The sequence below is a fragment of the Spirosoma fluviale genome (assembly GCF_900230225.1).
Classification (GTDB): domain Bacteria; phylum Bacteroidota; class Bacteroidia; order Cytophagales; family Spirosomataceae; genus Spirosoma; species Spirosoma fluviale.
The window spans coordinates 93,190-118,846 of record NZ_OCNH01000010.1 but is presented as its reverse complement, the minus strand read 5'-3'; the positions used below and the strand labels follow the sequence as shown (position 1 = coordinate 118,846).

General features: G+C 50.5%; 19 protein-coding genes. 6 read left to right on the top strand and 13 right to left on the bottom strand.

What is annotated here, in order from left to right; all coding sequences use genetic code 11:
* Nucleotides 1-39: 39 nt before the first annotated feature.
* On the top strand, nt 40-3,717 hold the full coding sequence (locus CRO74_RS30635) for a PAS domain S-box protein (RefSeq protein WP_097132044.1): 3,678 nt from the start codon (nt 40-42) through the stop codon (nt 3,715-3,717).
* Nucleotides 3,718-3,787: 70 nt separating this feature from the next.
* Here CRO74_RS30635 and CRO74_RS30630 read toward each other — a convergent pair whose 3' ends face one another.
* The 3 genes from CRO74_RS30630 to namA form a co-directional block, all read right to left on the bottom strand.
* Nucleotides 3,788-7,060, bottom strand: a complete 3,273-nt coding sequence (locus tag CRO74_RS30630; protein WP_097132042.1) for a CotH kinase family protein — start codon at nt 7,058-7,060, stop codon at nt 3,788-3,790.
* 188 nt (nt 7,061-7,248) lie between these two features.
* Nucleotides 7,249-8,103, bottom strand: a complete 855-nt coding sequence (gene ypfJ, locus CRO74_RS30625) for a KPN_02809 family neutral zinc metallopeptidase (RefSeq protein ID WP_097132041.1) — start codon at nt 8,101-8,103, stop codon at nt 7,249-7,251.
* 96 nt (nt 8,104-8,199) lie between these two features.
* Entirely contained in the window at nt 8,200-9,267 is a 1,068-nt protein-coding gene (gene namA / locus CRO74_RS30620; RefSeq protein ID WP_097132039.1) for an NADPH dehydrogenase NamA, read from the bottom strand.
* Nucleotides 9,268-9,349: 82 nt separating this feature from the next.
* On the opposite strand from namA, the gene CRO74_RS30615 reads away from it, so the two are divergent.
* The gene (locus CRO74_RS30615; protein WP_097132037.1) at nt 9,350-9,607 is read left to right on the top strand and encodes a DUF6582 domain-containing protein; all 258 of its coding nucleotides are present in this window, start codon (nt 9,350-9,352) and stop codon (nt 9,605-9,607) included.
* 164 nt (nt 9,608-9,771) lie between these two features.
* Here CRO74_RS30615 and CRO74_RS30610 read toward each other — a convergent pair whose 3' ends face one another.
* Nucleotides 9,772-10,056 (bottom strand): hypothetical protein, encoded by a 285-nt coding sequence (locus tag CRO74_RS30610; protein WP_097132189.1) that lies wholly within the window; start codon nt 10,054-10,056, stop codon nt 9,772-9,774.
* 124 nt (nt 10,057-10,180) lie between these two features.
* The gene (locus CRO74_RS30605) at nt 10,181-11,233 is read right to left on the bottom strand and encodes an SDR family NAD(P)-dependent oxidoreductase (protein WP_097132187.1); all 1,053 of its coding nucleotides are present in this window, start codon (nt 11,231-11,233) and stop codon (nt 10,181-10,183) included.
* 128 nt (nt 11,234-11,361) lie between these two features.
* Here CRO74_RS30605 and CRO74_RS30600 point away from each other — a divergent pair, with 128 nt between their 5' ends.
* Nucleotides 11,362-12,129: a cupin domain-containing protein gene (locus CRO74_RS30600; RefSeq protein WP_097132035.1), complete on the top strand. Its 768-nt coding sequence runs from the start codon at nt 11,362-11,364 to the stop codon at nt 12,127-12,129.
* A gap of 46 nt (nt 12,130-12,175) precedes the next feature.
* Here the strand turns inward: CRO74_RS30600 and CRO74_RS30595 are convergent, their stop codons facing one another.
* From CRO74_RS30595 to CRO74_RS30585, 3 genes are all read right to left on the bottom strand, one after another.
* Nucleotides 12,176-13,069, bottom strand: a complete 894-nt coding sequence (locus CRO74_RS30595; protein WP_097132033.1) for an alpha/beta hydrolase — start codon at nt 13,067-13,069, stop codon at nt 12,176-12,178.
* A gap of 105 nt (nt 13,070-13,174) precedes the next feature.
* Nucleotides 13,175-13,630, bottom strand: a complete 456-nt coding sequence (locus CRO74_RS30590; protein ID WP_097132185.1) for a YybH family protein — start codon at nt 13,628-13,630, stop codon at nt 13,175-13,177.
* Nucleotides 13,631-13,730: 100 nt separating this feature from the next.
* Entirely contained in the window at nt 13,731-14,423 is a 693-nt protein-coding gene (locus CRO74_RS30585) for a YMGG-like glycine zipper-containing protein (protein ID WP_097132031.1), read from the bottom strand.
* A 273-nt stretch (nt 14,424-14,696) separates the two neighbouring features.
* Here CRO74_RS30585 and CRO74_RS30580 point away from each other — a divergent pair, with 273 nt between their 5' ends.
* Nucleotides 14,697-15,194, top strand: coding sequence for a DinB family protein (locus CRO74_RS30580; protein WP_097132029.1), 498 nt, complete (start codon nt 14,697-14,699; stop codon nt 15,192-15,194).
* An 88-nt stretch (nt 15,195-15,282) separates the two neighbouring features.
* On the opposite strand, the gene CRO74_RS30575 is transcribed toward CRO74_RS30580, so the two are convergent.
* The 4 genes from CRO74_RS30575 to CRO74_RS30555 form a co-directional block, all read right to left on the bottom strand.
* On the bottom strand, nt 15,283-16,458 hold the full coding sequence (locus tag CRO74_RS30575; protein WP_097132026.1) for a T9SS type A sorting domain-containing protein: 1,176 nt from the start codon (nt 16,456-16,458) through the stop codon (nt 15,283-15,285).
* A 228-nt stretch (nt 16,459-16,686) separates the two neighbouring features.
* Entirely contained in the window at nt 16,687-17,727 is a 1,041-nt protein-coding gene (locus tag CRO74_RS30565) for a sugar phosphate isomerase/epimerase family protein (protein ID WP_097132023.1), read from the bottom strand.
* A 177-nt stretch (nt 17,728-17,904) separates the two neighbouring features.
* Nucleotides 17,905-19,047 (bottom strand): DEAD/DEAH box helicase, encoded by a 1,143-nt coding sequence (locus CRO74_RS30560; protein WP_097132022.1) that lies wholly within the window; start codon nt 19,045-19,047, stop codon nt 17,905-17,907.
* Between the two features lie 148 nt (nt 19,048-19,195).
* Nucleotides 19,196-20,539 (bottom strand): DEAD/DEAH box helicase, encoded by a 1,344-nt coding sequence (locus CRO74_RS30555; protein ID WP_097132019.1) that lies wholly within the window; start codon nt 20,537-20,539, stop codon nt 19,196-19,198.
* 168 nt (nt 20,540-20,707) lie between these two features.
* On the opposite strand from CRO74_RS30555, the gene CRO74_RS30550 reads away from it, so the two are divergent.
* Nucleotides 20,708-22,033: a DEAD/DEAH box helicase gene (locus CRO74_RS30550; RefSeq protein WP_097132017.1), complete on the top strand. Its 1,326-nt coding sequence runs from the start codon at nt 20,708-20,710 to the stop codon at nt 22,031-22,033.
* 45 nt (nt 22,034-22,078) lie between these two features.
* On the opposite strand, the gene CRO74_RS30545 is transcribed toward CRO74_RS30550, so the two are convergent.
* Nucleotides 22,079-24,037, bottom strand: a complete 1,959-nt coding sequence (locus CRO74_RS30545; protein ID WP_097132015.1) for a carboxypeptidase-like regulatory domain-containing protein — start codon at nt 24,035-24,037, stop codon at nt 22,079-22,081.
* Between the two features lie 321 nt (nt 24,038-24,358).
* On the opposite strand from CRO74_RS30545, the gene CRO74_RS30540 reads away from it, so the two are divergent.
* Nucleotides 24,359-25,474: an aminotransferase class I/II-fold pyridoxal phosphate-dependent enzyme gene (locus tag CRO74_RS30540; RefSeq protein WP_097132013.1), complete on the top strand. Its 1,116-nt coding sequence runs from the start codon at nt 24,359-24,361 to the stop codon at nt 25,472-25,474.
* Nucleotides 25,475-25,657 lie beyond the last annotated feature (183 nt).

Below are 25,657 nucleotides of genomic sequence, written 5' to 3'. Positions count from 1 at the left end.
TTAAAGAGTCTGACGACATATCAACTCACTAACGTACCCATGCGCTGGTCTGCCAAAACCAAAGATGAACTGGTAGCCGAAATCCAACGGCTACAGCACGAACGAAACGACGTAGTCGTAACCGATGCGCTGCCCGCCTTCGACGTTCGCCAAACGGTTGACCAACTCAATCTGGTTGGCCTGACCATCGAACGCGACGGAACCCTGAGCTATGCGAACCCGTATACCTACCGGGTAACAGCCTGGCAACCGGAGCACATCATTGGCCAGAACTTTTTCGACATTTTCATTCCCCCCGCCGAACGCGCCAAACTCGAATCCGAATTTGAAGACGCACTGACAAAAGGCGGTTTTCCCGAACAAAAAGAGATTACACTACTGGCTCGCTCAGGTGCCTTGCGCAATGTACAAGTCAACTCATTTATAATCAATGGTACTAACGGACATGTTTCGTCATTTACCTTAATTGGTGAAGATGTAACGAACAAACGACGCGTTGCCTCGGCCCTGTCAAACACCAATGCCCAATTGCAAGACCTGGTCGATAACACGTCCGACCTGATTCAGCTGCTCACCCTCGATGGTAAGTTTATCTTCGTGAACCGGGCCTGGCGCGAAGCACTGGGCTACAATTCCGACGAAATATCGGCCTTGAACCTCCGCGACGTTCTCCACCCCGACTACGCCGACAGCACCCTCGGGCTGCTTAAGCGAATTCAGGAAGGCGACAAGCTGCCTTACGTCGAAACGGTCTTTCGGACCAAGAGCGGTAAAACCCTGTTTCTGTCGGGAAGCGTCAACTGCCGGTTCGACAACGGTCGGCCAACGGCTTTCCGGTGCATACTGCACGATACAACAGGCAAAATACGAGCCGAAAAATCGCAGAAACTGTATTACAGCATTGCCAACTGGACCATCAATACACCCAACCTCGGCGAATTCTATCACAAAATTCACGAAGAGTTAGGGAATATCATCGATGCCCGCAACTTCTTCATTGCCCTCTACGACTCCAGCAAATCGTACCTGTCGTTTCCCTATTACGTCGACGAGTACTTTGGCGGAAATATGCGGTTTACGAAACGAAAGCTGGGAAATGGCCTGATCGAGTACACCATTCTGGCCAATAAGCCGCTGTTCCTCTACGAGAAAGACATCCGTAAACTGGCCGACCAGCATCACGTTGACCTTTACGGCCAGCTTCAGCCGCAAGTCATGCTCACGGCTCCGCTCCGAATCGGCGAAGAAATTACGGGCATCATCGGGGTGAAATCGTACAACGACGCGCAAACCTACGGCCCCCGCGATCTCGAATTACTGGAATTTATTTCGGGTCAGGTGGCGCTGGCCATTGCCCGCAAACAGTCGGAAGCCCGGCTCGACAAGCAGAACGCCCGCCTGAATGCCATCTTCGACAGCAGTACCTACCTGATCTGGTCGGTCAATAAAGCGTTGAAGTTGACGTCGTTCAACAAAAACTATGCCCGGCTGATCGAATACCAATTAAATGAATCACCATCCATTCAGGCCAGCGCACCCGATCTGGGCTGGCGAATGATTGGCGAAGACAACCGTAAAAACCTGGAAGACCGATACCGACAGGCATTCCGGGGCTTTGCGCAGAATTTCGAGCTATTCTTCGAAACGCCCAAAGGCGAAACTTACCTCGAATTTCACCTTAACCCGATTTTACTGGCGGGTGGCGTTATCGACGAAGTGTCCGGCATTGCCCGCGACATTACCAACCGCAAACGAGCGGAAATTGCTACCCGGCAGAGTGAAGAAAAATTCCGGGGTATTTTCGAGAATTTGCAGGACATCTACGCCCGTGTAGATCGCAAAGGGCGCATTACCATGATCAGTCCGTCGGTATTTAAACGGATGGGGTATACGCCGGACGAAGTGCTGGGTCAGGAAATCACTAAGTTTTTTATTGACGAGAACGACATCCGGCACGCCATGTTCAAGCTTGGCCGCAACCGAAGCCTTCGAAATTTCGAGGCCAGCATGCATCGGAAAGATGGCAGCGAACGGCAGTTTATGTTCAACATGCTGATGTTGAACGAAGGGCCCGGCAGCGACTCGGTAGTGGCTGTACTAGCGCGCGACATCACCGAACTGAAACGGCAGTCGGCCGAGTTGGTGAAGGCTAAGAACGAAGCCGAACGGTCATTAAAGGTGAAAGAGCAGTTTTTGGCTAACATGAGCCACGAAATTCGGACACCCATGAACGGAGTTATCGGTATGATCGACCTGCTCAATGACACAAAGCTGGACGAGGAGCAGCGCAGTTACGTCAAAACGGTGAAACGTTCATCGGAAACCCTGCTGAATATCCTGAACGATATTCTGGACTTATCGAAAATCGAAGCCGGTAAAATGGTACTCCACGAAGCACCTGTGGCCTTTAAGGAGATTTTCGAAAAGCTTATTGCGTTGTTCGGGCAGCAGGCTAATTCCAAAAACAACGAACTGACGTATCACATCGGCCCCGACCTTCCCACTTTTGTTATTGCAGACCAGACCCGACTCCTGCAGGTGTTGTCGAATTTAACCTCCAACGCGATCAAATTTACGGAGAACGGCACCATTCGGGTGGAGGCTTCCCTTATTAGCAAACGGGGGAAATTCAACCGGATTCGGGTAGCCGTTAAAGATTCCGGAATTGGCATCTCGCAGCAAAACATCAATCTGCTGTTCAATTCATTCAGTCAGGTCGATACCTCGTCGCGGAAATCGTTTGGTGGAACGGGCCTGGGTCTGGCGATCTCAAAGGAGTTAGCCAGCCTGATGAAAGGCGAAATTGGCGTCGACTCAACCGTAGGCATGGGCAGTACGTTCTGGTTTACCGTCGAACTGAAGGAAACCAGCATTAGCCCAACGCAGCAAACAACGGAAGTTGCCGAAATAGCCCTTGCCAACTTCTTCAGCACATATCATCCCAATGTGTTACTGGTAGATGACAATGCCGTAAACCGCAAAGTTGCGAGCGAAATTCTTCGCAAGGCTGGCTGCGTGGTTACCACGGCCGACAGCGGACCGGCGGCCATCGGTGAGGTAGAGAAACGGGCAGCGGGTACCGAACCAGGCTTCGATGTTATTTTTATGGACATTCAAATGCCCGACATGGACGGCGTAGAAACCACCCGAAACCTGCGCAAGCAGTTTGGCACTCAGTTACCAACCATTGTTGCCATGACGGCCTACTCGATGCGCGAGGACCGGGAGCGGTTCATCAGCCAGGGTCTGGACGATTATATTGCCAAACCCATCCGGGCCCAGAGCCTGATTGCGAAAGTAAAAGAACTGACCGATGCCAACCGGGCCAAACAACAACCCCAATCACCTAAAGCACTCAAACCAGTCCCCTCTCTAACCGACCCTAAGCTGCCGATTATCGATGAGGAAATTGTTGGGCAACTGCGGGACATTGGTGGCCAGGAACTGGTCGACAGCATCATGGAAGAGTTCGTAACGGAAGCTAATGATCTGGTTACAGGTGCGCTTTCGGCCTACGATCTCGGCGATATCCCAACCGTAAAAAGTCACTTACATACCCTTAAAGGCAGTGCCGGAACGATTGGCGTATCCCGCGTAGCGGATATTTCCCGTGCGGCCGAAGGCAAGCTCAAGGTGAATGACACCAGCGGCTTAGCCGACGCACTTCAGGCCTTAAAACTAGCGTTCGAAGAGTTTCTAAGCACCTGGAAAAATTAATAGAAGGGATAGTTCTATCCCTTCTATTAAGTCTGCGTGATCGGCTCATATCGGTTATTCCTGAAAGGCGCTAAGGTCTTTGCAGCAGCAGTGCCGACGTTGAGGTGTCGTATTGAAGCCGGGCGTTTGTTCCAAATTGCACAAGTTTGGCTTCGGCATTACTTATGTTTATGGTAACAACATGCCCCGCACTGATCAGCACATCATCACAAGCCGTCGGGACGCGACCACAGCTCCAGGTAGCCGCCGTGCTCCAGTTGCCGGATGCCAGGCTTGCGCAGCTTCCCCGGCTGATAACGATATCGTCCAGCCGAAGTTGGTCACGCGCTCCGGAAGTGCCTACGCCCGTCCAGTAATATTGCCAAAGTAGCTGAATGTAAGGCTTGTTGAGCAAGCTTACTGGCAGGGCTACCGGACCAATTACCTGACTATGGCCAGCACTGGCGTTACGAACATATTCTACGGGGTTGTTAGACGCATCGAGGAGGTCTGTAAACGCCCCGCTGTCGCCAACCCGGTACCGTAATCGGATTCGGTACTGGCGAGAATTGGGCGTCACCGTTCCTCCGGTCCACTGGACCGAAGCCTGGTTAAGCCCTGTTGTGCGTAAAGCGAGTAAGGCTCCCCCTACAGAACTGGCAGTAAAACCGGGGTTTCCACCGCCCGTATTGATGAAGGCAATTCCAGAACTTCCCAACCCATTGATACGGGTACCACTGCTAAGGTTATAAACTCCTTTGACCGTATCGGCAATGGTAGCGGTTAGGGTCGGATCGGCCTGGTTCATCACAACCAGGTGCATATTAGGCGGGTAAGTTCCGGCCGGTGCTGTAGCCGACCAACTGTCAAGATTATAATTGCAATTAAGCAACGCAAACGAAAGCGGGTTACTGTTGAAGCTGTCATCCAGTTCAAAAACGGCCACCAGAGTACGATCTGACGTAGGATTATAGCTATAGGCTGTATCGGTAGAAACTGTGGTACTTCCCTCCTTCCAGGCCTGAAACTTGTAGCCGGTTTTCGCTTTAGCCACCACCCGAATAGGGTTTCCCTGAAAATAAATACCTGTCCAGGGATATGGGTTAGCCGCAACTCCCAGTGTCGTAGGTACGATGTCGATAGTATTCACCTTGACGTATCCTTGTGCCGTATTTGACACATTAACCGTCAGGTTGCGGTTGGTAGTCAAGCCAAACTTATTGCGCAAATGTTCACGAACGTAAGTAGGCCGTTGCTCCACGAAGGTTTTTATTCTATTAACATTAGATACCCACTCGGTATAGGTATTGCTGGAAGGCCACCGATTGAAGTGCTCCTGCATGTGCGGCTGGTATTCATCTTTAAAAGAAGTTAGCAAACTAACCGTGCGAGAAGGGAGAAAAGTGGTGTTGAGTAAATCGGCGAATCGATTGATAAAGTAGCTTTTAAATTCAGGGATGTCGAGTAGCCGCCGAAAAAACAGGGTAAACTCATTATTGTCAGTAGCATGGTAAAGCGTTGTGTGAGTAAAATCATTAACTAAGCTAAGGCCATAGTCCATATCTTTTATCATCCACCGCCAGCGTCCATCGTGCCCACGGGGGGCATTGGAAACATACTGACTGGTTCGTTTCCGCCAGGAGAGCTGGTTGTTATGTGGCCAGTCAGTATTTGCTGAGTAGACTTCCGATATCTGGTAATCAGCTAGATTATCAACATCAATTTGTGTTTTTGCGTATGTATAGTTGACAGGGCTGTTTTGCGTAAAATAAGATTTCAGTTCGTTATATTTAACCAGGTCACCTTCATCGGCAGAGTAGCCGTTCCGGATATCAACTATATCCACACTGTCTGGATCAACGGCGAAGTTTCGATTTACGTAATACCTATCGTACCGCTCGTTAAGAATATGTACGCCCCAATATTCACCATTGAGAAATAAAACACTGGGGCGACTCGACTGGGTTTCGACATTTAGATGGCGCACCATGGTTTGCATATAAGAATCGATCATTAAGGTATATGCCCAGTCATTACCGCTATTTCGAAGCATCAGTCGATTGTAAAAAAGCGAAGATGGTCGATTGGCGAAGAACGGATATTGGAAATCCGTATCGCCATACAGTCGTAAACTTTTTCGGGGAAACGCCCGCGAACAACCGCCATGTATGCGCAACCCGATTGGCTGATTGATGATCGACGAGTTATTCAGAAAAAACTCAACGTTACCGGGCCGCTCCCATGCATCGCCTTCCATGGTATAATTAGAAACCGTGCAGAACTCGGCGGGCCCACCGGGATACGTTGTCCGCCAGTTATCAAATACGGCTCCGGCCGCATATATACCTGTGTTATAGTCAAAAAGGTGCTTCTCGTTTAACGTAATGGACACCACCGGAAGTGAATAGCGGCTCGTCGATGGGGTAACAAAATAGGTCTGCGTAACAATGTCGCTGGCAATCGAATTAGCTTTGTAAGCAACTGCCCGCACAACAGTACCCTTAAAAACAGGCGTTGTTGGAAAATAACCAGGAGAAAAATTAAAGGTAGATGACTTTGTTGACAGACTATTTGCGCTGCTGGTTCGATCACTGATGGGAATGCTTCCTGAATAGGGGTAAGTTCTGAACGACCCGAACAACATGGTTCCAAAAGGCTGACCAGCTTGATCTGGATAGCTATTTTTATAAGGGAACGCAACGGCGTTGGGATTAGTCGGGTCCGGGTCCGACCCATCCAGCGTGTAATAGATGGTAACGGTAGGATCGGCCGATGTAATCGACAAATTAAAATCAGCATTGTAGAAGCCGCCTGCTCTTGAAAAGGCAGGGGCACTCACAAAACCTTCATAACCTGTTTTTCCCTGGTTTGTCGCTCCGGGACTTATGTTGTTCTCTTGAAAGTAGAGCCAGGTAGCACTCCCGTCGGGCTGACGTCCCCGCGATATGTCCGTACGCTGCGCCCCAAAGCTCAGCGTATCAACCAGCGTAACACCATCGGGACGGTACAACCCGATTTGTTCACCTTCAGCCGCCAGCTTGAAACTTACATGCAGCGGACCGCGACTAACCTCTCCACTAGCCCAGATCAGCAGATACCCGTTGGCCGGAATAACGGTTTGGGGCGATCCAACAGGCAGTTTATACTTAGTAGGTGTGCTAAGGTTGTCGGTCAGGTAGTAGCCACCAATATCGACGGGTGTATCCGATGGGTTATACAGTTCAAACCAGTCTTCGTAGGCACCGGTGGCATCGGCCAGCGTACGGCTATTGGAGGCCATCAGCTCATTGATATAAATCTGCTGACCATAACTGGTAAAACTTATTTTTAAGAGAAGGATGAGGATAGCGATTTTACTTTTCATACTAATTGACTAAATCGGTGTATGAACAACTTGGCATATTCTCCGCTAACGCTCACCGCGCCAGGAATGATACTATACCTGAACTGATGGGCAGTAAGCAGATAGGACTTTAGTTCAATGTACATTTCGCTATTAAAAGCCGGACTCTTACAAATCCGGCTATCCCAAAAATAAAAAACTTACTGTGCCTACAGGTTCGAATCTTCCTGGCTATTGAATGTGTCCCCCTGCTTAAGATCGCCGGTTTTCAGCCCTTTTGAAAACCAGTACACCCGCTGTGCCGAGGTACCATGCGTGAAGGCATCGGGCACGACCCGGCCACGGGTTTGCTGCTGGATACGGTCATCACCAATGGCGTTGGCGGCTGTAAGCGCACTTTCTACGTCGTTCTTATCGATAGAAATGCTTTGCCCCTGCGCGTGATTGGCCCAGACACCGGCGAAGAAATCGGCCTGTAGCTCAAGCCGGACCAATACTTTATTGTATTCCTTTTCGCTTAACTGGCTCCGCAGGGCATCTACTTTATCCATAACACCCATCTGCTTCTGGATGTGGTGACCCACCTCGTGCGCAATAACGTACGCCATAGCAAACTCACCCGGCGCATTGAAGCGATCTCTGAGTTCGTCGTAGAAAGACAGGTCGATGTATAACTTCTGGTCGGCGGGGCAATAGAAGGGACCCGATGCCTGCGATGCTGTTCCACATCCCGACTGGGTAACTTCCCGGAACATAACCAGCGTTGGGGCCGGGTACCGCTCCCCCTGGTCGGCAAAAATCTTCGTCCAGACATCTTCTGTACTGGCCAGTGTTTTCCGGGTAAACGAAGCGGCCGCATCGTCGGCCTGGGGGCCCGCGGGTGCCGACGATGCGGCAGGCTCTGAGGAGCGTTGATTCAGAATTTCTGATGGGTCGCCACCCAGCAACATGACAATGACGGCAATGACAACGGAGCCAATGCCCCCCCCAACGAGTAATCCACCACCACCGCTTCCCCGGCGATCGTCGACGTTATCGCTTTCACGTCCTCCTAACCAACGCATAATTTCTTCTAGTTAATTAACTGGTGAATGTATAGTTTAACTTCTGCTGGCAAGATTACTGTTTCCAGCCCTAAAATGTTTTACCACCCCACGTATTCAGCGGGGTTTGGCACGTTCATACTGCACCGGCCACGCTTGTTCTTCTCCCAACTCATGAGCCGCATGGAGCGGAAAATAAGGGTCACGCAAAAACTCACGCGCCAGTAAAATTAAATCAGCCTGCCCATTCGCCAAGATACTCTCGGCTTGCTCAGCGCCTGTAATCAGACCTACGGCGGCCGTTTTTATGCCCGTCTGCTGCTTAATCTGTTCCGAAAACGGTACCTGATAACCGGGGCTAAGCGGAATCCGGGCCGCTACATTACCACCCGTTGAACAGTCGATAACATCCACACCCTTCTCATTAAGAATACCGGCGAGCCGCACCGAGTCATCGATTGTCCAGCCTCCTTCTGTCCAGTCCGTAGCCGATATACGCACAAACAGCGGCAGCGTCGACGGCCACACTCCTTGGACGCGCTCAACTACTTCGAGTAACAATCGAATCCGATTATCGAACGAACCACCGTACATATCGGTCCGGTGATTACTCAACGGCGATAGAAACTGGTGTAGCAAATACCCATGAGCTGCGTGAATTTCGATTACCTGAAAGCCAGCTTCCAAAGAGCGCTGGGTCGCCAGAACAAAATCGGCACGTACTTTTTCGAGGCCTTCATCGGTCAGGGCCAGCGGTTCCGGTCCCCCTTCGCTGAACGGAATGGCGCTGGGGGCCAGTGTTTGCCAGCCGGTTGCTTCAGTCGGCGCAATAACTTTTCCTCCGTCCCAGGGCCGTTGTGTACTGGCCTTTCGTCCGGCATGGGCGAGTTGAATACCCGCCACCGAACCCTGTTGCCGGATAAACTGAGTGATGCGCTTAAGGCCGTCGATGTGTTCATCTTTCCAGATACCGAGGTCATTGGGTGATATGCGTCCTTCCGGCGATACGGCGGCTGCTTCCGTAATAATGAGCCCCGCGCCCCCAACAGCTCTACTGCCCAGATGTACCAGATGCCAGTCCGTTGCGAAGCCATCCTCGCTGGAATACTGGCACATAGGCGACACAACAATACGATTTTTAAGCTGGATACTCCGGATGGTAAGCGAGGAAAACAAAACAGACATATTGGTAAATAGAGACGTGTTTTTTAATAAAACATTCAATTTTGAAAACGGTTAATCTAATCCAACAAAAACCTCAATAGCTATGGCAAGCGATTCGAAAATTGACCGACGGGATGATGTTAACCCCAGCGAGGGCGAGCGTAAATACGGTGATATTGACTTTGCCGACCGAACAAATAACAAATACCCGATAGATACGCCCGAACACGTTCGAGCGGCCTGGAGTTATATAAACCACAAAGACAATGCCGCCAAGTACGAAGCCGACGAAGTAGCCACCATAAAAGAACGGATCAGGAAAGCCGCAAAAAAGTTCGAGGTGACGATTGACGAGTCGTAAACGTGCTTGCTTTCGTCATAGGTTGCAACCTGAGTTGGTTATGAGTTATTGGTTAATAGTTATGGAGTGCTTAATAACTATTGACCAATAACTCATAACCATTAACCAACAAAAGGCCCGGCTTTTGCGAGTCGGGCCTTTTGTTGGTGGCGGTAAGAGAGAAACTAGATTTTCTCTTTCACAACTTTTACATCTTTCTTAGCGCGGTCTTTAATCAGTTCGCCTTCCTTTTTTACCCGATCCTTCCGGGCAGCTTTGAGGGCTTCTTTATCGCCGGTCATCTTGGCGGCTTTACGCTCAGCCTTATTCATTTCCAGAGCTGCTTTGTCGCCTGCTACTTCCGCTTTGGCTTCCACAACATCTGCTTTTTTCTTCATTTTACTATCCTGTGCCTGAGCGGCCGTCAGGGTTAACACAAGGGCGGCAAAAGCAACGAGTACTTTTTTCATAACGTTCGTGGACATTCGTCCTTAAGTGAGTGATTAGTTGCGCAAACGCTGTCAGGCCGTTACCTAACAAGTTTACAAATACTAAACACGTGCAATGCCATGTTGTTTAGGCCAACCGGATTAATCATTGATTAAATTCATTATTCCGTTCGGCGGCCTGATCAGTAAGCGTTGTCAATACTGATTCTGACAGCTTGCTTTCGCTATCCTTGCCAAAAGCACGCTTTTCACTAATACCACCCGGAGCCGGTAGCCAGTCGTTCACGATGCCCATCGCTTCAGCCATCAGATTAGGGGCTACTCCCTGAAGTGCGGCCCCTACTTTGGCCGATAAGGTTATTGTTCGTTCCGCTTCGCCATAACGACAGGCATCAATAACGTCGCGGGCTGCATCGGTAGAGTCGATGGTAAAGAAAGGGATTGAATCACTGATCTTGAAAGCAGCGTATTCTTTTTCGTTCTGTCCCTTAAAAATAGCGTTTCGGGGACTACCGGTACGCATGAGGCCGGGAACGATAGTTGTTACATAAATTCCTTTCGTGAGCAACTCGGCCCGTAAGCCTTCCGAGTACCCCACCATTGCAAACTTACTGGTTGCGTAGGGCAGTAAATGAGGTACGGCCAATTTGCCGCCAATGGACGTAATATTGATAATGCTACCCCGCCGGTGAATCGTTTCACGGGTGTCACGCGCCAGCATCTGGGGTAATACCGCATTGATCATGTAGAACGACGCCCAGAAGTGAGTATCCATAGCCTGCCGGAAATCATCTTCCGTAGCGTGTTCATAAGGAGTTACGATAATGGTACCAGCATTATTGATGAGCACGTCAACCGGGCCAAGTGCCTGCCGAACATTTTCCGCAAACTGATCGATATGGACCTTGTTTGTCACATCGCAAACCTCCGTGTATACCGATGCGCCAAGGGCTTCCAATTCAGCTTCAGCGCGGTCGAGTTCGTCGGCGTCGCGGGCACAAAGCGCCAGATTAGCCCCCTCCTTCGCCAGCAACCGGGCCAGTTCAAGGCCAAGCCCCCGCGAGCCACCGGTAATTAATACGGTTTTGTCGCGAAAATCAATCTTACGTTTTTGGGCCAGTGCCGCTTTAACGGCCGCCCAGGCACTGATACCGGCAATTCCCCAGAGCAGGGCTTTCGTTGGAAGGGATACATTCATGATTTGTTCATCTCGTTGAACTACCATAACTACCCTACAGCCGGAAGGTTATCCGGCAACGTGCTGACGGAGGTCAAGAGTAATCCACAGTCGTTGTCTACTTTATCAAACAGAACCCTGTCTACCTCATGAAACTACTTACGCTCCTGCTTCTCGCCTTAGGTTTATCCATCAAACCGGACCCTGTGCAGCCCATCGTTTCTAAAACCTACGTGTGGGCTCAGGCACCCGTAACCCGGAAAACGGCATCCGAACAACGGGCTATTCTGGACGGCACCTCAACGGATTTTAACCACATCGAAATTCACGCGACTACCCTCCCACCCCGTCAGGCTCCGCACCCGGCGCACAAACACGACGACGAAGAATTGATTATCATCAAAGAAGGAGAACTAACCGTTACCATTGCCGGTAAAACGAAGACCCTTGGCGCTGGAAGTGTAGCGCTGATGATGCCCGGCGACGAGCATGGTTTCGACAACCGGAGCAACTCGCCCGCTACGTATTACGTTATGCGCTATACGGCCAAAGAACCGGCAGATGCGGAGCGTGGCAAAAAAGCGGGGGGCTCGTTCTGGATCGACTGGAAGGACGTTGCCTTTCAGCCCCACGACAAAGGCGGTATCCGGCGCATGTTCGACCGGGCAACGGCCATGTCGAAACGATTCGAGATGCACGTCACGACGCTGAACCAGGGCTTGTGGAGCCACCCACCCCACACCCATCGGGCAGCCGAAATCCTGCTGATGGTCGATAATTCGGCGCAGGAAAGCATTGACGGAAAGCTTCATCCGGCCACCACCGGCGATCTTATTTTCCTGGAGTCCAACGTGCCCCACGCAATCCAGAATACGGGAAACAAACCCTGTACTTATTTTGCTTTTCAGTTTGAGTAATGTCGTTGGTGTTGTGGTGTCGGTTTTGAGACACCAACACCTCATTTCACTTACCAGCGCCTACAAACGCCAGCAGCTCCCGATAGACGAGGTTATGCTGCCAGAATAACTGCGTTACCATGGCAACGTGTTTCTTTCCCGGCAGCACCTTATAGTCATGGTTCACGTTGTGCGCCTTAAGCCGTTCATGAAAGCGCTGAGAGCTGCTCGTAATGCTTGGATAGGTGCGACCGCCACTATACATCAGCATAGGTTTTGTGGTGTCACTAACAAAATACATAGGCGACACCGCCCGCCACACAGCCGGGTCTTTTCCGTACGGAATCAGGTATTGCTGATCATTCGGATACTCCAGTTTAGTGAGGTAATCGAACATATCCAACCCGGCGGGGTCGTCGAGAATGGCCCCTTTCACAGGGTTTTTGGCCATACCCAGTTTAGCAAATAACCGACTGTCGGTAGCCAGAAGAGCAGCCAGCCCGGCACCCGCCGAGTGGCCCATCACGAAAATACGGTTCGGATCTCCGCCATAGTCGGCAATGTGCTGCGTAGTCCAGCGAACAGCCTCCGCACAGTCGTCGGCCATGGCAGGTACCCGGACGGCAGGCGAAAGCTGGTAGTTGATAATCACTGCCACAATACCCTGTTTTGCCAGCCGACGGCCGATGAACGAGTACAGGTTTTTACTGCCGCTGTTCCAACTCCCGCCATGAATGAAAACGACTACCGGCATTCGAGCCGTTGCCGGAGCTTTTCGGGGTGCGTACACATCCAGCAGATGCCGTTCCGCATCTACGCCGGGAGTATTCGTTGCTGCGTACGCTATGTCTTTTACGCGCCGACTGGGCCGGGCAGTGGCATATTCATTGAGAAACAGTACTAAGATTAGTACAAAAAAAAGCCCTGCCGGAATCTGCCAGAGCAAGCGAAGAATAATCATGTTGAAAACTCTCATTCTAATGAAATCACAAAAGGCGCAAAGTTCTCATACCTACGCACTTGGGTCTTATAGCTGGCGCAGGTAAATACCCGCGCCAGCTTTTTTCTAATTTTTAGCCTGAACGGGCAAATCTTCCAGTTGCGCGTAGCTGAGTTTCCAGGTACCATCATCTCCTTTTTTCCAGAGTAGCATGAAGTTACCTTCGCCAAAGGCACGGGGCTGGTCAGGCAGGTTGGTCAACACGTCGACGGCGAAGGTACCTGCCTCATAAGCGGTGCGGGTATCGGAAGCTGAACTGATTACGTTCGTTTTCAGATTTGCCAGCGTGGGTAAAGTTGCCTGAACCCATTTCTGGCTCACCTCCGATTTGCCTTTGTAATGCACATTTCCCTGAAGGAAGTCCACGTCATCGGCCATGAGCGACGTTATTTTATCCGCATTCTTGTTATTCCAGGCATCAATAAACTGCCGGTTGAGGTCCTGCACATTAACGGCATCGCCCGACTGTGAACAAGCCGTCAACAGCACGGAAGCGATTAGTATACCAAAAAAAGATTTCATAAGTGTATGATTTAACATGGTGAGAAAATAGGGTACTGTCATTCCAGTGAGACGTTTGATACTGTCTCACTGGAATGAATACAAGTCTTATGGAAATTGATTACCAGCTCTTACGTCTGTACTCCGAGGTACCGTAGGGAGCGGAAGGATCGCCGTAGGTTTCGTTTTCGAGGAAACCGGCATTCATCATATACGCTGGCGTAGTTGGGTGAGCGGCCAGCATGGCTACCGGCTGAACGGCTTTCGTAGCGGTACCTTTGGTCGAGGCAGAAGCCACCATGGGTTTAGTGTTGGCAACTCCGGTATGTCCGGCTGCCCGTTCAGCCGCCCGTTGTTCGGCAGCTGCACGCTCTTCGGCAGCGGCCCGGTTAGCGGCAGCAACACGAGCCGCTTCTTTATTCTTGTTGTCTTTGATTTTACCGATGGCATACCCGGCGGCTCCACCCGCTACGCCACCAACAACACCACCCACAACACGGTTTCGTTTGTTGATGATAGCACCGGCCGCGCCACCTACTCCGGCACCGATCGCCGTACCTTTTGCCTGCGGGCTCCACCGTTTTTTGCCGTTCTTGCCAATAACATACCCACCGGCCCCACCGGCAAGTCCGCCAATGACACCGCCAACGGCCCGGTTCCGTTTGTTTATAATAGCACCCGCAGCTGCCCCCACCCCGGCACCGATAGCGGCACCTTTGGTTTGTGGGGCCAGGCCCTGCGCTTTTATTTCTACCGATTGGCCAAGGATACCCGTTAGGATCAGTGCAATGGCCATATTTTGAATCGTTCTCATAGCGTCATTTTTTAGTGCGTGATATATACTTACTACGTTACATAGCACCCAATCAACTTGTCTTGTTAAGCGATTGTTTTATTCTCAGACTATTCCAAAGCCGTAAGGTTTAATAATTGAGGTAATCCCGACTTACGTACGATGGACAAATACCGTCTGGATTCGGCTGGTTGCAACTAACCGGTGAGTTTGTAAATTTTTACCAAACACTACTGACATAGGGCTGTCAGTGGTTGCCGATACCTTTGATCCATCAACCAAATCAATAGCCCAATGTCACTAATTCAAATGCTGGTAAAGGAAATGAAGCAGGAAGCGCAGACGACGCGAAAAATGCTCGAACGAGTTCCGAATGACAAATACGACTGGCAGCCGCATCCCAAAAGTATGACCATTCGCCAGTTGACGACTCATATTGCGGAGTTGCCCACCTGGGTTTCGTTGGCTCTGGCAACGGATGGTTTGGATTTTGCCACTAACCCGTATTCGCCCGTTACCATCAACAACACAACTGAACTGATGGACCTCTTTGAGCGGTCGCTGGCAGAAGGTGAAACAGCCCTTAGTCAGGCTACGGATGAGCAACTGGAACCGATGTGGACGCTGCGACACGGCGATACAATTTTAAGTAAAACGACTAGGGGCGAAATGATTCGCATGTCTTTTTCGCAGATTGTCCACCACCGGGCGCAGTTAGGCGTATTTCTTCGATTGCTCGATATACCCATTCCCGGCAGTTACGGCCCCAGCGCCGATGATTCTGGTTTCTAAATTTGCACTGACGCATCATAAAAAAGCGTGTTGCCGAACCATCCGGCAACACGCTTTTCATACTTCATTCGAACGGATTTGTTATTGACTAAGGTTCGATCAGCACTTTCAGGGCTTTCATCTTCGTTCCATCGGCTGGCTTTACATGAAGGTAATAAACACCCGGTGACAGAGAGGTACGGGACTGGATGTCAAGTGCTTTATCTACTTCATTCGCTTCCGTATCAATGGGAACCTCCACACCAGAAGGGTTATATAATGTAACATTGACAGGTATCTGTTCCTGTCCCAAAAGGGTAAAACTACCCTTGTTGGGATTGGGCGATATAACCGATTTGTCTGACTGCGCTGTTGCATCTGCCAGTACAGCAATAATCTGTGACAAGGCACTTCCACCACCAACATCTTTTTGCTTGAGTCGGTAGTAATAAATCTGTCCCGGCGTCACATTTTGGTCAGTAAAGGCATAAACCGATTGTACTTGCGTATCGTACTTACCATCTACGGTGCCAACGCTTTCGAAGTTTTTTGCGTTGGTACTTTTCTGAATATCAAAGCCCTGATTGTTCTCCTCCCAGGCAGTTACCCAGTTTAGCGTAATCTCATTTTTACTGGGTTTGCCCGTAAATGAAACAAGATTGACGGGCAGTGGAGACGTTCCGTTGAGCGTAACATCGTCGACACTGAATGTTCCTGTAGTACCCGACGATGGCCCTACAGTCAAATCGGCACGCTGAGTCCCATATGGATAAAAACGAAAGGTTAGCGTTGTTCCCGACGGAACGGTGAAGTCAGCAAAATTCCATGTAGTAGAAGCTCCAGTCGTTGGCGTAATTGGCGCAGCGCCCCAACTGGTCGATGTGGCAAAACCGTCCGTACTATAACGGACTTCCAACTGATTAGGTGCACTATTGCTGGCGTCACGCTTAAAGCTCAGAGAAGCCACATTTAACTGCGCGTTAGCATTGGCCGTTACAGAAAACTCAATGTATGAGGAGTTATTAACAGCACTGGTATTATTGAGTGTTGCAGAGTTAAACACACCGGCAGAAGCTGTGCATGTTACTGTACTTCGGGTGAAGGGTGTACCTGTTGCGTTAGCTGATACGGTAGGTGTATTGCCCTGTGTAGGACAGGTTCCGGTACCCGTAAATGTATTGCTATAAATTACCTGTCCGTAGTGGACCGTTGGTAGAAACACGCAAATTGAACCTATCAATAACCATTGGCGTAACGAAGCAGAGAAGATTGGATAGACTTTCATGGAGTGTACTTATAAAAGTGCGGGGACTTATTATAGTAGTACGCAGAATATCCAGAAAGTAACGATTAAATCACAAAAAGTTTACATAGATCATTCGGAGCAGATCTTTGGACAGATCATCACGGGTCATTTCGATCAAGCTCCAGACAAGCTGTACGACAAACGGGGTGGCTTTGTACTCAATTGTGAATGAGTACAAAGCCACCCCGTTTTAACTCTCTGCTGTTCTTAGCTTAGGGCATTCCGGCAAAAGTTAACGCACTTTTTAACTTCCGCTACGGAATTCGACCCTTCCGGAATCTTATACTCCAGCTCAACGGTAGCCGGGAAGTTATATTTCTGCTCACGCATCAGTTTTAGTACCTGAAGCAAAGGCGTATCACCCTGACCCCACACCAGATTACCTTTGCCGTGATCGGCCGTTTGGCGGTCTTTGATGTGCATACTGGCAATACGGTCGTGCTTCTGTTTGATCAACGCCAGCGGATCGGGATTACCGGCGGCCACGTAATGCCCCAGGTCAAAATTCATCGCATTGGCCGGTGATTGCGCCAGTGCGGTATCCCAGAAAGTAGGCGTTTGCTGCTCATGTCCGTGATAGCCCACTTTCATACCCTGCTTTTGGGCCATAGTGCCTAGTTTCAACGTATGAGCGTCATTGGCCGGGTGCTCCAACGTAACCTGATTGGCTCCCAGCATTTTGGCGGCCCGTAGCCCGTATTCGATTTCCGCGTCTGAACTCTGCATCCCGAAAGTATCGGGTTTGAAGCCGTAGATGCGTACTCCCGCCTGGTTATATAGTTTGCGAACCTGCTCAAACTTCGACATCGGCACCGAAAGCCGCCACTTGGTCATCTCGGCCCGGTAAGCTTTCATCTGGGCTTCGGCTTCGGTAACCAGTTTCTGCTCATCCTCCGTTAGCGGCTGATTTTCGCGCTTTTTCCGCATCAGCGGGAACACCGACCGCATATCGACCGTGTTTTTTGGAGCACCGGCGAATGTTTCGGCGGGGCCACCCATCAGTTCAATGGCACTCACACCCGAATCCAGTACATACTGCAAGGTAGCTTCGGCACTCTGGTCGGGCATCTCCCGAAATGAGTAAGTGATGACCCCAATCTGTACACCGTCGATCAAGGAATTCGGCTTGTCACCTAATGAGCGAATCAGGGCGGGAGCGCCAAAGAGTTTGTTGGTACCCGCTACGGTTCCGGCTACAAGTGCGGCCGTAGCACCCAAAAACTTACGGCGCGATGGATGGTTGTTCATGGTTTACAGTCAGTTAATTTAATTCGGGTAAAGGAATAGAGATGTGACTATAAATATAGAAATTATTGCGAAACTATGTTTAAGAACGTGATTTTCGCCCGTATTTCGCCCGTAAAATCCTTCACTCCTTTACCCGCTCCGACGCTGAAATCAACTTATTTATACGTATGTAGCCGGTCAGTACCCCATGAGATTCAAGTCTGCGGTTTCCAGCATCTCAACCCGTTTGCCCATCTTTTTCTGAATGATCTTGAAGTGGTGTTCCTCCTCCGGGGAGATCAATGAAATGGCTTCGCCCTCGGCTTCGGCGCGGCCCGTCCGGCCAATGCGGTGGATGTAATCTTTAGGCGAACGGGGTAGTTCAAAATTGATCACATGCGGTAACAGTTGAATATCGATGCCCCTGGAGATCAGATCGGTAGCTACGAGTACGGTCAGGTGCCCTCCCTTAAACTTCGTGAGCGCATCGGTACGGGCACCCTGCGTTTTCCCACTGTGGATAGCGGCCGCATGAATGCCGTTCTTGTTGAGCTTTACAACCACATTGTCGGCCGTTCGGGTGGAGGAAACGAATACCAGCACCTGCTTCATCTTCCCCTCTTTGATCAGGTAACGCAGCAGCGGTCCTTTCCGCTCAAGATCGACGCGGTAAGCAATCTGCTTAATCAAATCGAGGTTCTGCTCTTCCTCAACGACTTCAATTTTGACCGGATTCCGCAGTAAGTTTTTGTTAATGTCCTTGATGGCATCGCCCAGCGTGGCGGAGAATAAAATCGTTTGCCGGTGGCGGGGCAGTCGGTCGAAGATCCGCTCCATTTCCTCCTCAAAGCCAAGATCGAGCATTTTATCGGCTTCGTCCAGTACCAGGATGTCGACCTCTGTCAGTTGAAGTGCGTTGGACGCCATCAGGTCCAGCAACCGGCCGGGTGTTGCCACCACAATTTCGGCATCGCGCAGGGCCATCATCTGTGGATTGATGGATACGCCCCCAAATACCGCTACCGTTTTCACCTTTCGGGGAAGGTTTGCGCCGAACGTTTGGAAAACTTCGGCCACCTGAACGGCCAACTCGCGCGTTGGCACAAGTACCAACGACTTTACGTAGCGGTTGCGGGTCGGAGATTTCCGCTGAAACAGTTCCAGAATAGGCAACACAAAACTGGCCGTTTTCCCCGAACCCGTCTGGGCAATACCCAGAATATCCTTCCCCTGCAAGATAGCCGGAATAGCCTCCTGCTGAATGGGATACGGCTTCGGATAATGTTGGGAGGCTATCGCTTTGAGGAGAGGTTTGGATAAACCGAGTTCTGAAAAGGGCATACTATGAATGAAATAGATTGTAATTGATGGGGACCACCCCCAACCCCCTCCTAAAACAGGAGGGGGCTTAATAACGGACTACGCTTTTTTTAGCCCCCTCCTGTTTTAGAAGGGGGTTGGGGGTGGTCTCTCCGGTTGGGGGGTGGCCTTACTTATCCCGCTTTTTCTTCCCACCCACCCGCTTGATGGGTCGGCCGTATTTGAGCATTTTTTCCTCGGCAATATTCCGCCGGACGTTCACTTTCTGGTTCTTGGCACTTTTTTCATGAAAAGCCGGGCCAACATCTTCGCGTCTGACAGTTTTGACCTCTATGGACTTCATGTTCACCTTCGGCTTCTCGTCGTCGGTCAGTTCGTCCGAAATGACCAGATTTTCGGGCAGAGGCAGCATCGGGATCGGCTGATTCATTAGTTGCTCGATGGCTTCCTGTTCCTCATGTGCATTCTCCGTGATGAACGAGATGGCGATACCTTCCCGATCGGCCCGACCGGTTCGGCCAATGCGGTGGATGTAGTTTTCAGGTACTTCGGGCAGGTCGAAATTGACCACGTGCGATACGTCGGTCACGTCGATACCTCTGGCAATAATATCCGTGGCAATCAGAATCCGGCAGATTCCCGCCTTAAAATTATTGACGGCCTCAAAACGCTTATTCTGTGCTTTGTTGGAGTGAATAACCCCAATCTGATCCGGGAAGCCCGATTCCATGTGCTCGAATAACTGGTCGGCCAGTTGCTTGGTGGCTACAAAGACCAGCACTTTGGTCATGGCCGCGTTTCGGTTCAGCAGTAGTGTCAGCAGGTTGATCTTGGTGTAGAAATTAGGCACCCGGTAGCCCGACTGGTCTATTTTTTCCAGCGGAGTACCCATCGGGGCCGCTTCCACCCGAACGGGTTTGTTGAAATAATCATTGACCAGTTGGTCGACATCGTCCGTGAGCGTGGCCGAGAAGAGTAAATTTTGCCGTTTGGGGGGCAACAGGTCCAGAATTATTTTGAGCTGGGTACGAAAGCCCAGGTTCAGCATTTCGTCGAATTCATCAATGACGAGTTTCTTAATCGCCTTCGTTTTTAAGGTACCACCCAACATAAAATCGGCCAGCCGACCAGGTGTTGCCACGAGAATATCCATCCCCTGTAGAATCTCGACCGTCTGCGCCTTCATGTTCACGCCCCCGTATACCCCAACCACCGTCAGGTTCATGTAAGTCGTCAGTTTTTTGACCGCTTCGACCACCTGCACCACGAGTTCGCGGGTGGGGACGATGATCAGCATTTGGGGAATCCGTTCTTTGGAAAACTGAAACTGACGAAGCGTTGGCAACAGATAAGCAAACGTCTTTCCGGTTCCCGTCTGGGCAATGCCGCACACGTCCTGACCCGACATGACAACCGAAAATACCTTTTGCTGAATGGTTGTGGGTGTTGTATAGCCCAAATCGCTGAGTGCGTTCAGAAGGGGTTTATTTAGATTCAGTTCGTCGAATGTCATAGCGGTACCAGTCAAATAGAGTACGAAGGTACGGCTTATCCCCTATAGGAACACGGATGAAACGGATTGAACGGATTAAAACGGATTTTTTATCTGTCCTAATCCGCCCAATCCGTTTCATCCGCGTTCCTATTATATACCCGGCATATTTTGCGTTACTTTTACGGGATGATAACCCCTCAGCAGCAAACACAAATCCTGACGAACCTGGGCATTTCGGCGTTGAATCCAATGCAGGAAGCCGCCCTGAACGCCATCACACAGGATAACGATACGTTTTTGATCGCCCCCACCGGCTCCGGCAAAACGGTGGGCTTTCTGTTGCCCATCCTAAACCTGCTCAAATCCGACCAGAAAACGAGCGTTCAGTGTCTGGTTCTGGCCCCTTCCCGCGAACTGGCGATACAAATCGAACAGGTCTGGAAGAAAATGGCGACGGGTTTTAAAGTCAACGTTTGCTATGGCGGGCACCCGGTCGAAACCGAAATCAAGAACCTGAGCAACCCGCCCGCGCTGCTGATTGGCACCCCCGGCCGCATTGCCGACCATATCACCCGCCGAACGTTCTCGCTGGATGGTATTCATACGCTGGTGCTGGACGAGTTCGACAAGTCACTGGCGCTGGGCTTTCATGATGAGATGGAGTTCATTGTTCGAGGACTACGCAATCTCCGGAGACGCGTGCTGGTATCGGCCACATCGGGCATCAGCATTCCCGACTTTATCCGGCTCAAGTCACCTACCAAACTGACATTCAAGGCGGAGAACGAGGACGAAACCGGTCTGACGACGAAGGTAGTTTACTCCCAGTCGAAGGATAAAATCGACACCTTATTTGACCTGTTATGCTCCCTGGACTCAGAGCCTGCCCTGATCTTCCTGAATCACCGGGAAGCCGCCGAACGCACCCGCGAACTACTGGCCGAACGGGGTATTCATTCGCTCGTGTATCATGGCGGCATGGAGCAACCCGACCGCGAACGGGCGCTGATCCAGTTCCGGAATGGCAGCACCCGCTACCTCGTCACCACCGACTTAGCCGCCCGTGGCCTCGACATTCCCGAGATGAAATACGTGATTCACTACCACCTACCCTTGCAGGCCCACGAGTTCACGCACCGCAACGGCCGCACCGCCCGGATGCACGCGTCGGGTACGGCCTACGTGATTCTATCCAGCGATGAAACCCCGCCGACTTATCTCGACCCATCGCTCGAAGAGTTTCATGTTTCTCCGAAGCACACGCTGCCCCAGCCTCCCGATTTTGTGACACTGTACGTGAGTGGTGGCAAGAAAAACAAGCTAAATAAAGTGGACATCGTTGGTTTCTTCTCCCAGAAAGGCGGTCTGGAAAAGGGCGATCTGGGCCGCATCGACGTGCAGGATTTCATCTCGTTTGCCGCCGTGAAGCAGGAGAAAGTCAACGCGCTTCTGGCCAAAATCAGTCAGGAGAAAATGAAAGGGAAGAAGTATAAAATTGAGGTGGCGCGGTAGCTTGTGCGCAGCTTTATTTCACCGCACAAGCTACCGCGCTGCTGTTTAAAACAACGAAAAACGAAGGCCCAACTCCGTATAAAGACTATTTTTCAGTGCCTGATCCGGCTGTACCAACTCGGTTAATTCGAACGTCGCCTGTTGTGAGAGTAAATTGGTGTTGCTCCGGCGAAACAGGGGAAAACCGCTGGCTTCCCGGCCATAAATAACCAGCTTGCGGTTTTGTTCAAACTTGATGCCGGTGTCTAGATAAAGCCACGTCTGCCCTTTAAGCTTTTTTTCAAGCTTGAGTGAAGCCAGAATACCCCAACTACGACTGCCCAGCGACAGGTCTATCTGGTCTGTACGGAAGCTCCGGTTGCCCACCGTCACGTCACGGGTTGTGTTACCAATCTGACCCGCACTTCGCAGATCCGTTTGCCAGTAATACCCGATGGTTGGTTTCAGAAATACCGGATTGCCCCGCCGTTTCAGGAGCAAATGGGAACTGGTTGTTAGCTGTTTTGATTTGGAAAATACCTCATCATCCCTTACAGCGCTTGATCTATAACCCACGCTCCACCACTTGTTGATTGTATAACCTAATCCACTTGTGGCATAAATGGGTATTGACAAACGGGCATTTTCTTGCTGTCGCAACCGATACTTAGCTGGTACATACGTTAATCCAAAGCTTTCCGGCAAATTACCGAGCGCAAATGGTACATATCGTAATCCACTCAACGTTTCCAGATGAGTCAATATGTGAATGAGTAACCTTCTGCCCATTCCCTTTTTTGAAATAGCCCCTCCAGCAAGGGCACTCGTGGTGGATACCGGGACATTAGCAGCCGGTGCGACAACAACATTGGTTGCCAATGCCTGCGCCTGCGCAACGCTAACACCCAGGGTTGTTTCGGGGACCAGCGTGGTAAATTCGTCCCAGAAAGAGGTAGAATAATTGTTTGGCAAGTTGTAGAAAAAGTCGCCATAGGCCAGACGCTTAGCGTACGGTATGGGTTGTGCGTTCGCCGTATCCAGATCGGTGACGACCAAATCAACCGAAGCCAGTACCTTTTTCGTTGTTCGTCGACTGGTTGCCTGAACCGTAATGTATTGCATATACCATTTCCCGTTCAGCAGCCGATAAACAGCTCTCGACTGGTTTTCGGCTTCCATTCTCGAATTCAGCGAAGTTGAATCCTCCCGGCCCATCCGTTCAATAAACCGGTAAGCCAGTGTTTCTTTGTCTATATGCAGGACACCCCGCGGTTTATTTTTTGGGTCAGCCTGTTTTCGTTCAAAGGATACAACATAGGTCGGCCGTCCATCGAACAGCGTTTCCTCAACAAGCTGATACCGATAGCGGGACATATCGCCCTTTAAGAATCGGAATCTTCTTTTTACAATATCGTCCGCTGCGAAGCAAAAGGGGCCACCATAAAATACAACATTAGTCAATGAATCGCCACCGGCAAATCGGCTGATTCTAACCTTCTGTAATTCGACCTGTCCATCCTCCACCGTATTCTGATAGCCGGTGATGTAGCCCTTCATTAACGCTTCGCCAGCAAACACATAGCGATTATCCGGCGTTTTTAGAGATTCCCGGTAAAATAGCTGATAAGCAATTGGATGCGTCGGATAGTTTTGTTCAATACGATCATAAGCTCGTTTCAATAACACCCGCAAGGAGGAATCGGGCATGACAGTAACTTCCTTCAGCGTCTTGTCTATCGGCGCCAGACGCACCATTATGGTTTCTTTACTTGCCGAAGAGGCTATAACTTCTGATTTAGTACGGTAACCCAGGTACGAAACCAGCAACGTTACCGGCCCTGATGATTTGGAAATATTGATCGAAAAAAGCCCGTCGCCATTAGCCGTTGTACCAAACTTAGTACCGGCTATACTGATGGACGCAAAGGGCAGCCGGGCCTGCGTCTGCCCGTCAATAACGCGTCCCGTAATAGTCTGTGCATGAACCGAAGCCGAGAGTAAGCAAACCAAAAGTAAAAACTTCATATACGGAATTGGGCTGAAAAAGCTAACCTTAACAAGTCGCTCGTGAGGCTCACTCCCGCGTTTGTCCTTCTACTGGAAGTGACCGGAAGCGCTCGGCAACTTACGTAAATCCATCAGGAAACGCTTACGCTAAGTATACTTTATTCAACAATTCATTATAAAAAAATAGTAGGTTAGTAATTGAAATCAGATGTGTATTTGGCAAGTTTCTTCCACCCGCGTACACCATACTACAGATTGAATAGCATTAGGAGAACGTTGTTCAGACCTTTACTTTCGTACCTGAGCCAACTAATCTCCTCCTGCTCTGAGACTTCCCATATGCGCTACACCCGAATGCCTATCGAAATTGAATCGCCGGAAGAGGTCGGCTATTCGACGATCAAGTATAATCTGGCCGAAAGTTCGGTACGCGACATTCAACTGCGTGAACTGAACCTCGATCTGGGCCAGCTTGTCCTGAGTTACGGCCACCACCGGGGCCACCCGGATCTGCTCGACTGCCTGGCCAGCGAGAGTGCCCTGCTGAAACCCGACGATGTGCTGGTATGCAGCGGTGCCGCTACGGCGTTGTTCATCATTGCCACCACCCTGCTCAGCGAACACGACCACCTCATTGTGGTGCGTCCCAACTACGCTACCAACCTCGAAACTCCACGGGCCATCAACTGCGACATGAGCCTGATCGACCTCACGTTTGACGAGCAGTTTGCCCTCAACGTCGATCAAATCCGGCAGGCTATTCAGCACAACACCCGGCTCATCAGCATTACCAACCCGCACAATCCCACGGGCACGGTCATTCCTGAGACTACTCTGAACGAACTGATCGCTCTGGCAGAAGAGTACAATTGCTACCTGCTGGTTGACGAAACCTACCGTTACCTGAATTTCCAGACAACACGTCTCCCCTATCTGGCCGAGAAAAGTAAGCATGTGATTTCGGTGAGTTCGCTGTCGAAAGCATTCGGCGTGCCGGGTATTCGCATCGGGTGGATCATCTGCCGGGATGCGTCGCTCATGCATCGGTTTCTGGCGGCAAAGGAGCAGATTATGATTACCAACTCGGTGGTGGATGAACAGATTGCCCTGCACATGTTACAGCATCAGACCACCCGACTTACCGAAGCTCACCGGCATATCCGCGCAAACTTTGCGATTACTCAGCAATTCTTCGCCCAAACGCCCTATCTGGAATGGGTGGAGCCAACGGCCGGAGTCGTCTGCTTTCCGCGCCTGAAAGCCAACTACTCCCTCAACATCAAAGGTTTTTATGAATCTCTTTATACGACTTACGAAACCATCGTAGGGCCGGGACACTGGTTCGAGCAGGACAAAATCTACATGCGCATTGGCTTCGGCTACCCCACCGCCGACGAGCTACGAACCGGCTTGCAAAACATAGACCAATGCCTGAAGGAGCACATAACGGACTAAGCCCTTCGTTTTTTTCTGTATTATTACTTCCTGATCAACTCATTTCCAAGAATTGGTTTTTCCAACCCTTCAGTTATTGATTTCCGGCAATAAAAAAAAAGCATAGTGCAACAGTGATAAAAACTCCTCCCACGAACCACCAAACCGTGAAGCGAAAAATACCTCTGTGCATCTCTTTTTTTC

Excerpts from the sequence above, each read along its gene's own strand:
- CRO74_RS30550 (WP_097132017.1), top strand. The coding sequence starts at position 20,708 with ATGATAACCCCTCAGCAGCAAACACAAATCCTGACGAACCTGGGCATT.
- CRO74_RS30540 (WP_097132013.1), top strand. The coding sequence starts at position 24,359 with ATGCGCTACACCCGAATGCCTATCGAAATTGAATCGCCGGAAGAGGTC.
- CRO74_RS30565 (WP_097132023.1), bottom strand. The coding sequence starts at position 17,727 with ATGAACAACCATCCATCGCGCCGTAAGTTTTTGGGTGCTACGGCCGCA.
- CRO74_RS30615 (WP_097132037.1), top strand. The coding sequence starts at position 9,350 with ATGGCAAGCGATTCGAAAATTGACCGACGGGATGATGTTAACCCCAGC.
- ypfJ (WP_097132041.1), bottom strand. The coding sequence starts at position 8,103 with ATGCGTTGGTTAGGAGGACGTGAAAGCGATAACGTCGACGATCGCCGG.
- CRO74_RS30545 (WP_097132015.1), bottom strand. The coding sequence starts at position 24,037 with ATGAAGTTTTTACTTTTGGTTTGCTTACTCTCGGCTTCGGTTCATGCA.
- CRO74_RS30555 (WP_097132019.1), bottom strand. The coding sequence starts at position 20,539 with ATGACATTCGACGAACTGAATCTAAATAAACCCCTTCTGAACGCACTC.
- CRO74_RS30560 (WP_097132022.1), bottom strand. The coding sequence starts at position 19,047 with ATGCCCTTTTCAGAACTCGGTTTATCCAAACCTCTCCTCAAAGCGATA.
- CRO74_RS30580 (WP_097132029.1), top strand. The coding sequence starts at position 14,697 with ATGTCACTAATTCAAATGCTGGTAAAGGAAATGAAGCAGGAAGCGCAG.
- namA (WP_097132039.1), bottom strand. The coding sequence starts at position 9,267 with ATGTCTGTTTTGTTTTCCTCGCTTACCATCCGGAGTATCCAGCTTAAA.
- CRO74_RS30575 (WP_097132026.1), bottom strand. The coding sequence starts at position 16,458 with ATGAAAGTCTATCCAATCTTCTCTGCTTCGTTACGCCAATGGTTATTG.
- CRO74_RS30605 (WP_097132187.1), bottom strand. The coding sequence starts at position 11,233 with ATGAATGTATCCCTTCCAACGAAAGCCCTGCTCTGGGGAATTGCCGGT.
- CRO74_RS30635 (WP_097132044.1), top strand. The coding sequence starts at position 40 with ATGCGCTGGTCTGCCAAAACCAAAGATGAACTGGTAGCCGAAATCCAA.
- CRO74_RS30630 (WP_097132042.1), bottom strand. The coding sequence starts at position 7,060 with ATGAAAAGTAAAATCGCTATCCTCATCCTTCTCTTAAAAATAAGTTTT.
- CRO74_RS30590 (WP_097132185.1), bottom strand. The coding sequence starts at position 13,630 with ATGAAATCTTTTTTTGGTATACTAATCGCTTCCGTGCTGTTGACGGCT.
- CRO74_RS30610 (WP_097132189.1), bottom strand. The coding sequence starts at position 10,056 with ATGAAAAAAGTACTCGTTGCTTTTGCCGCCCTTGTGTTAACCCTGACG.
- CRO74_RS30600 (WP_097132035.1), top strand. The coding sequence starts at position 11,362 with ATGAAACTACTTACGCTCCTGCTTCTCGCCTTAGGTTTATCCATCAAA.
- CRO74_RS30595 (WP_097132033.1), bottom strand. The coding sequence starts at position 13,069 with ATGATTATTCTTCGCTTGCTCTGGCAGATTCCGGCAGGGCTTTTTTTT.
- CRO74_RS30585 (WP_097132031.1), bottom strand. The coding sequence starts at position 14,423 with ATGAGAACGATTCAAAATATGGCCATTGCACTGATCCTAACGGGTATC.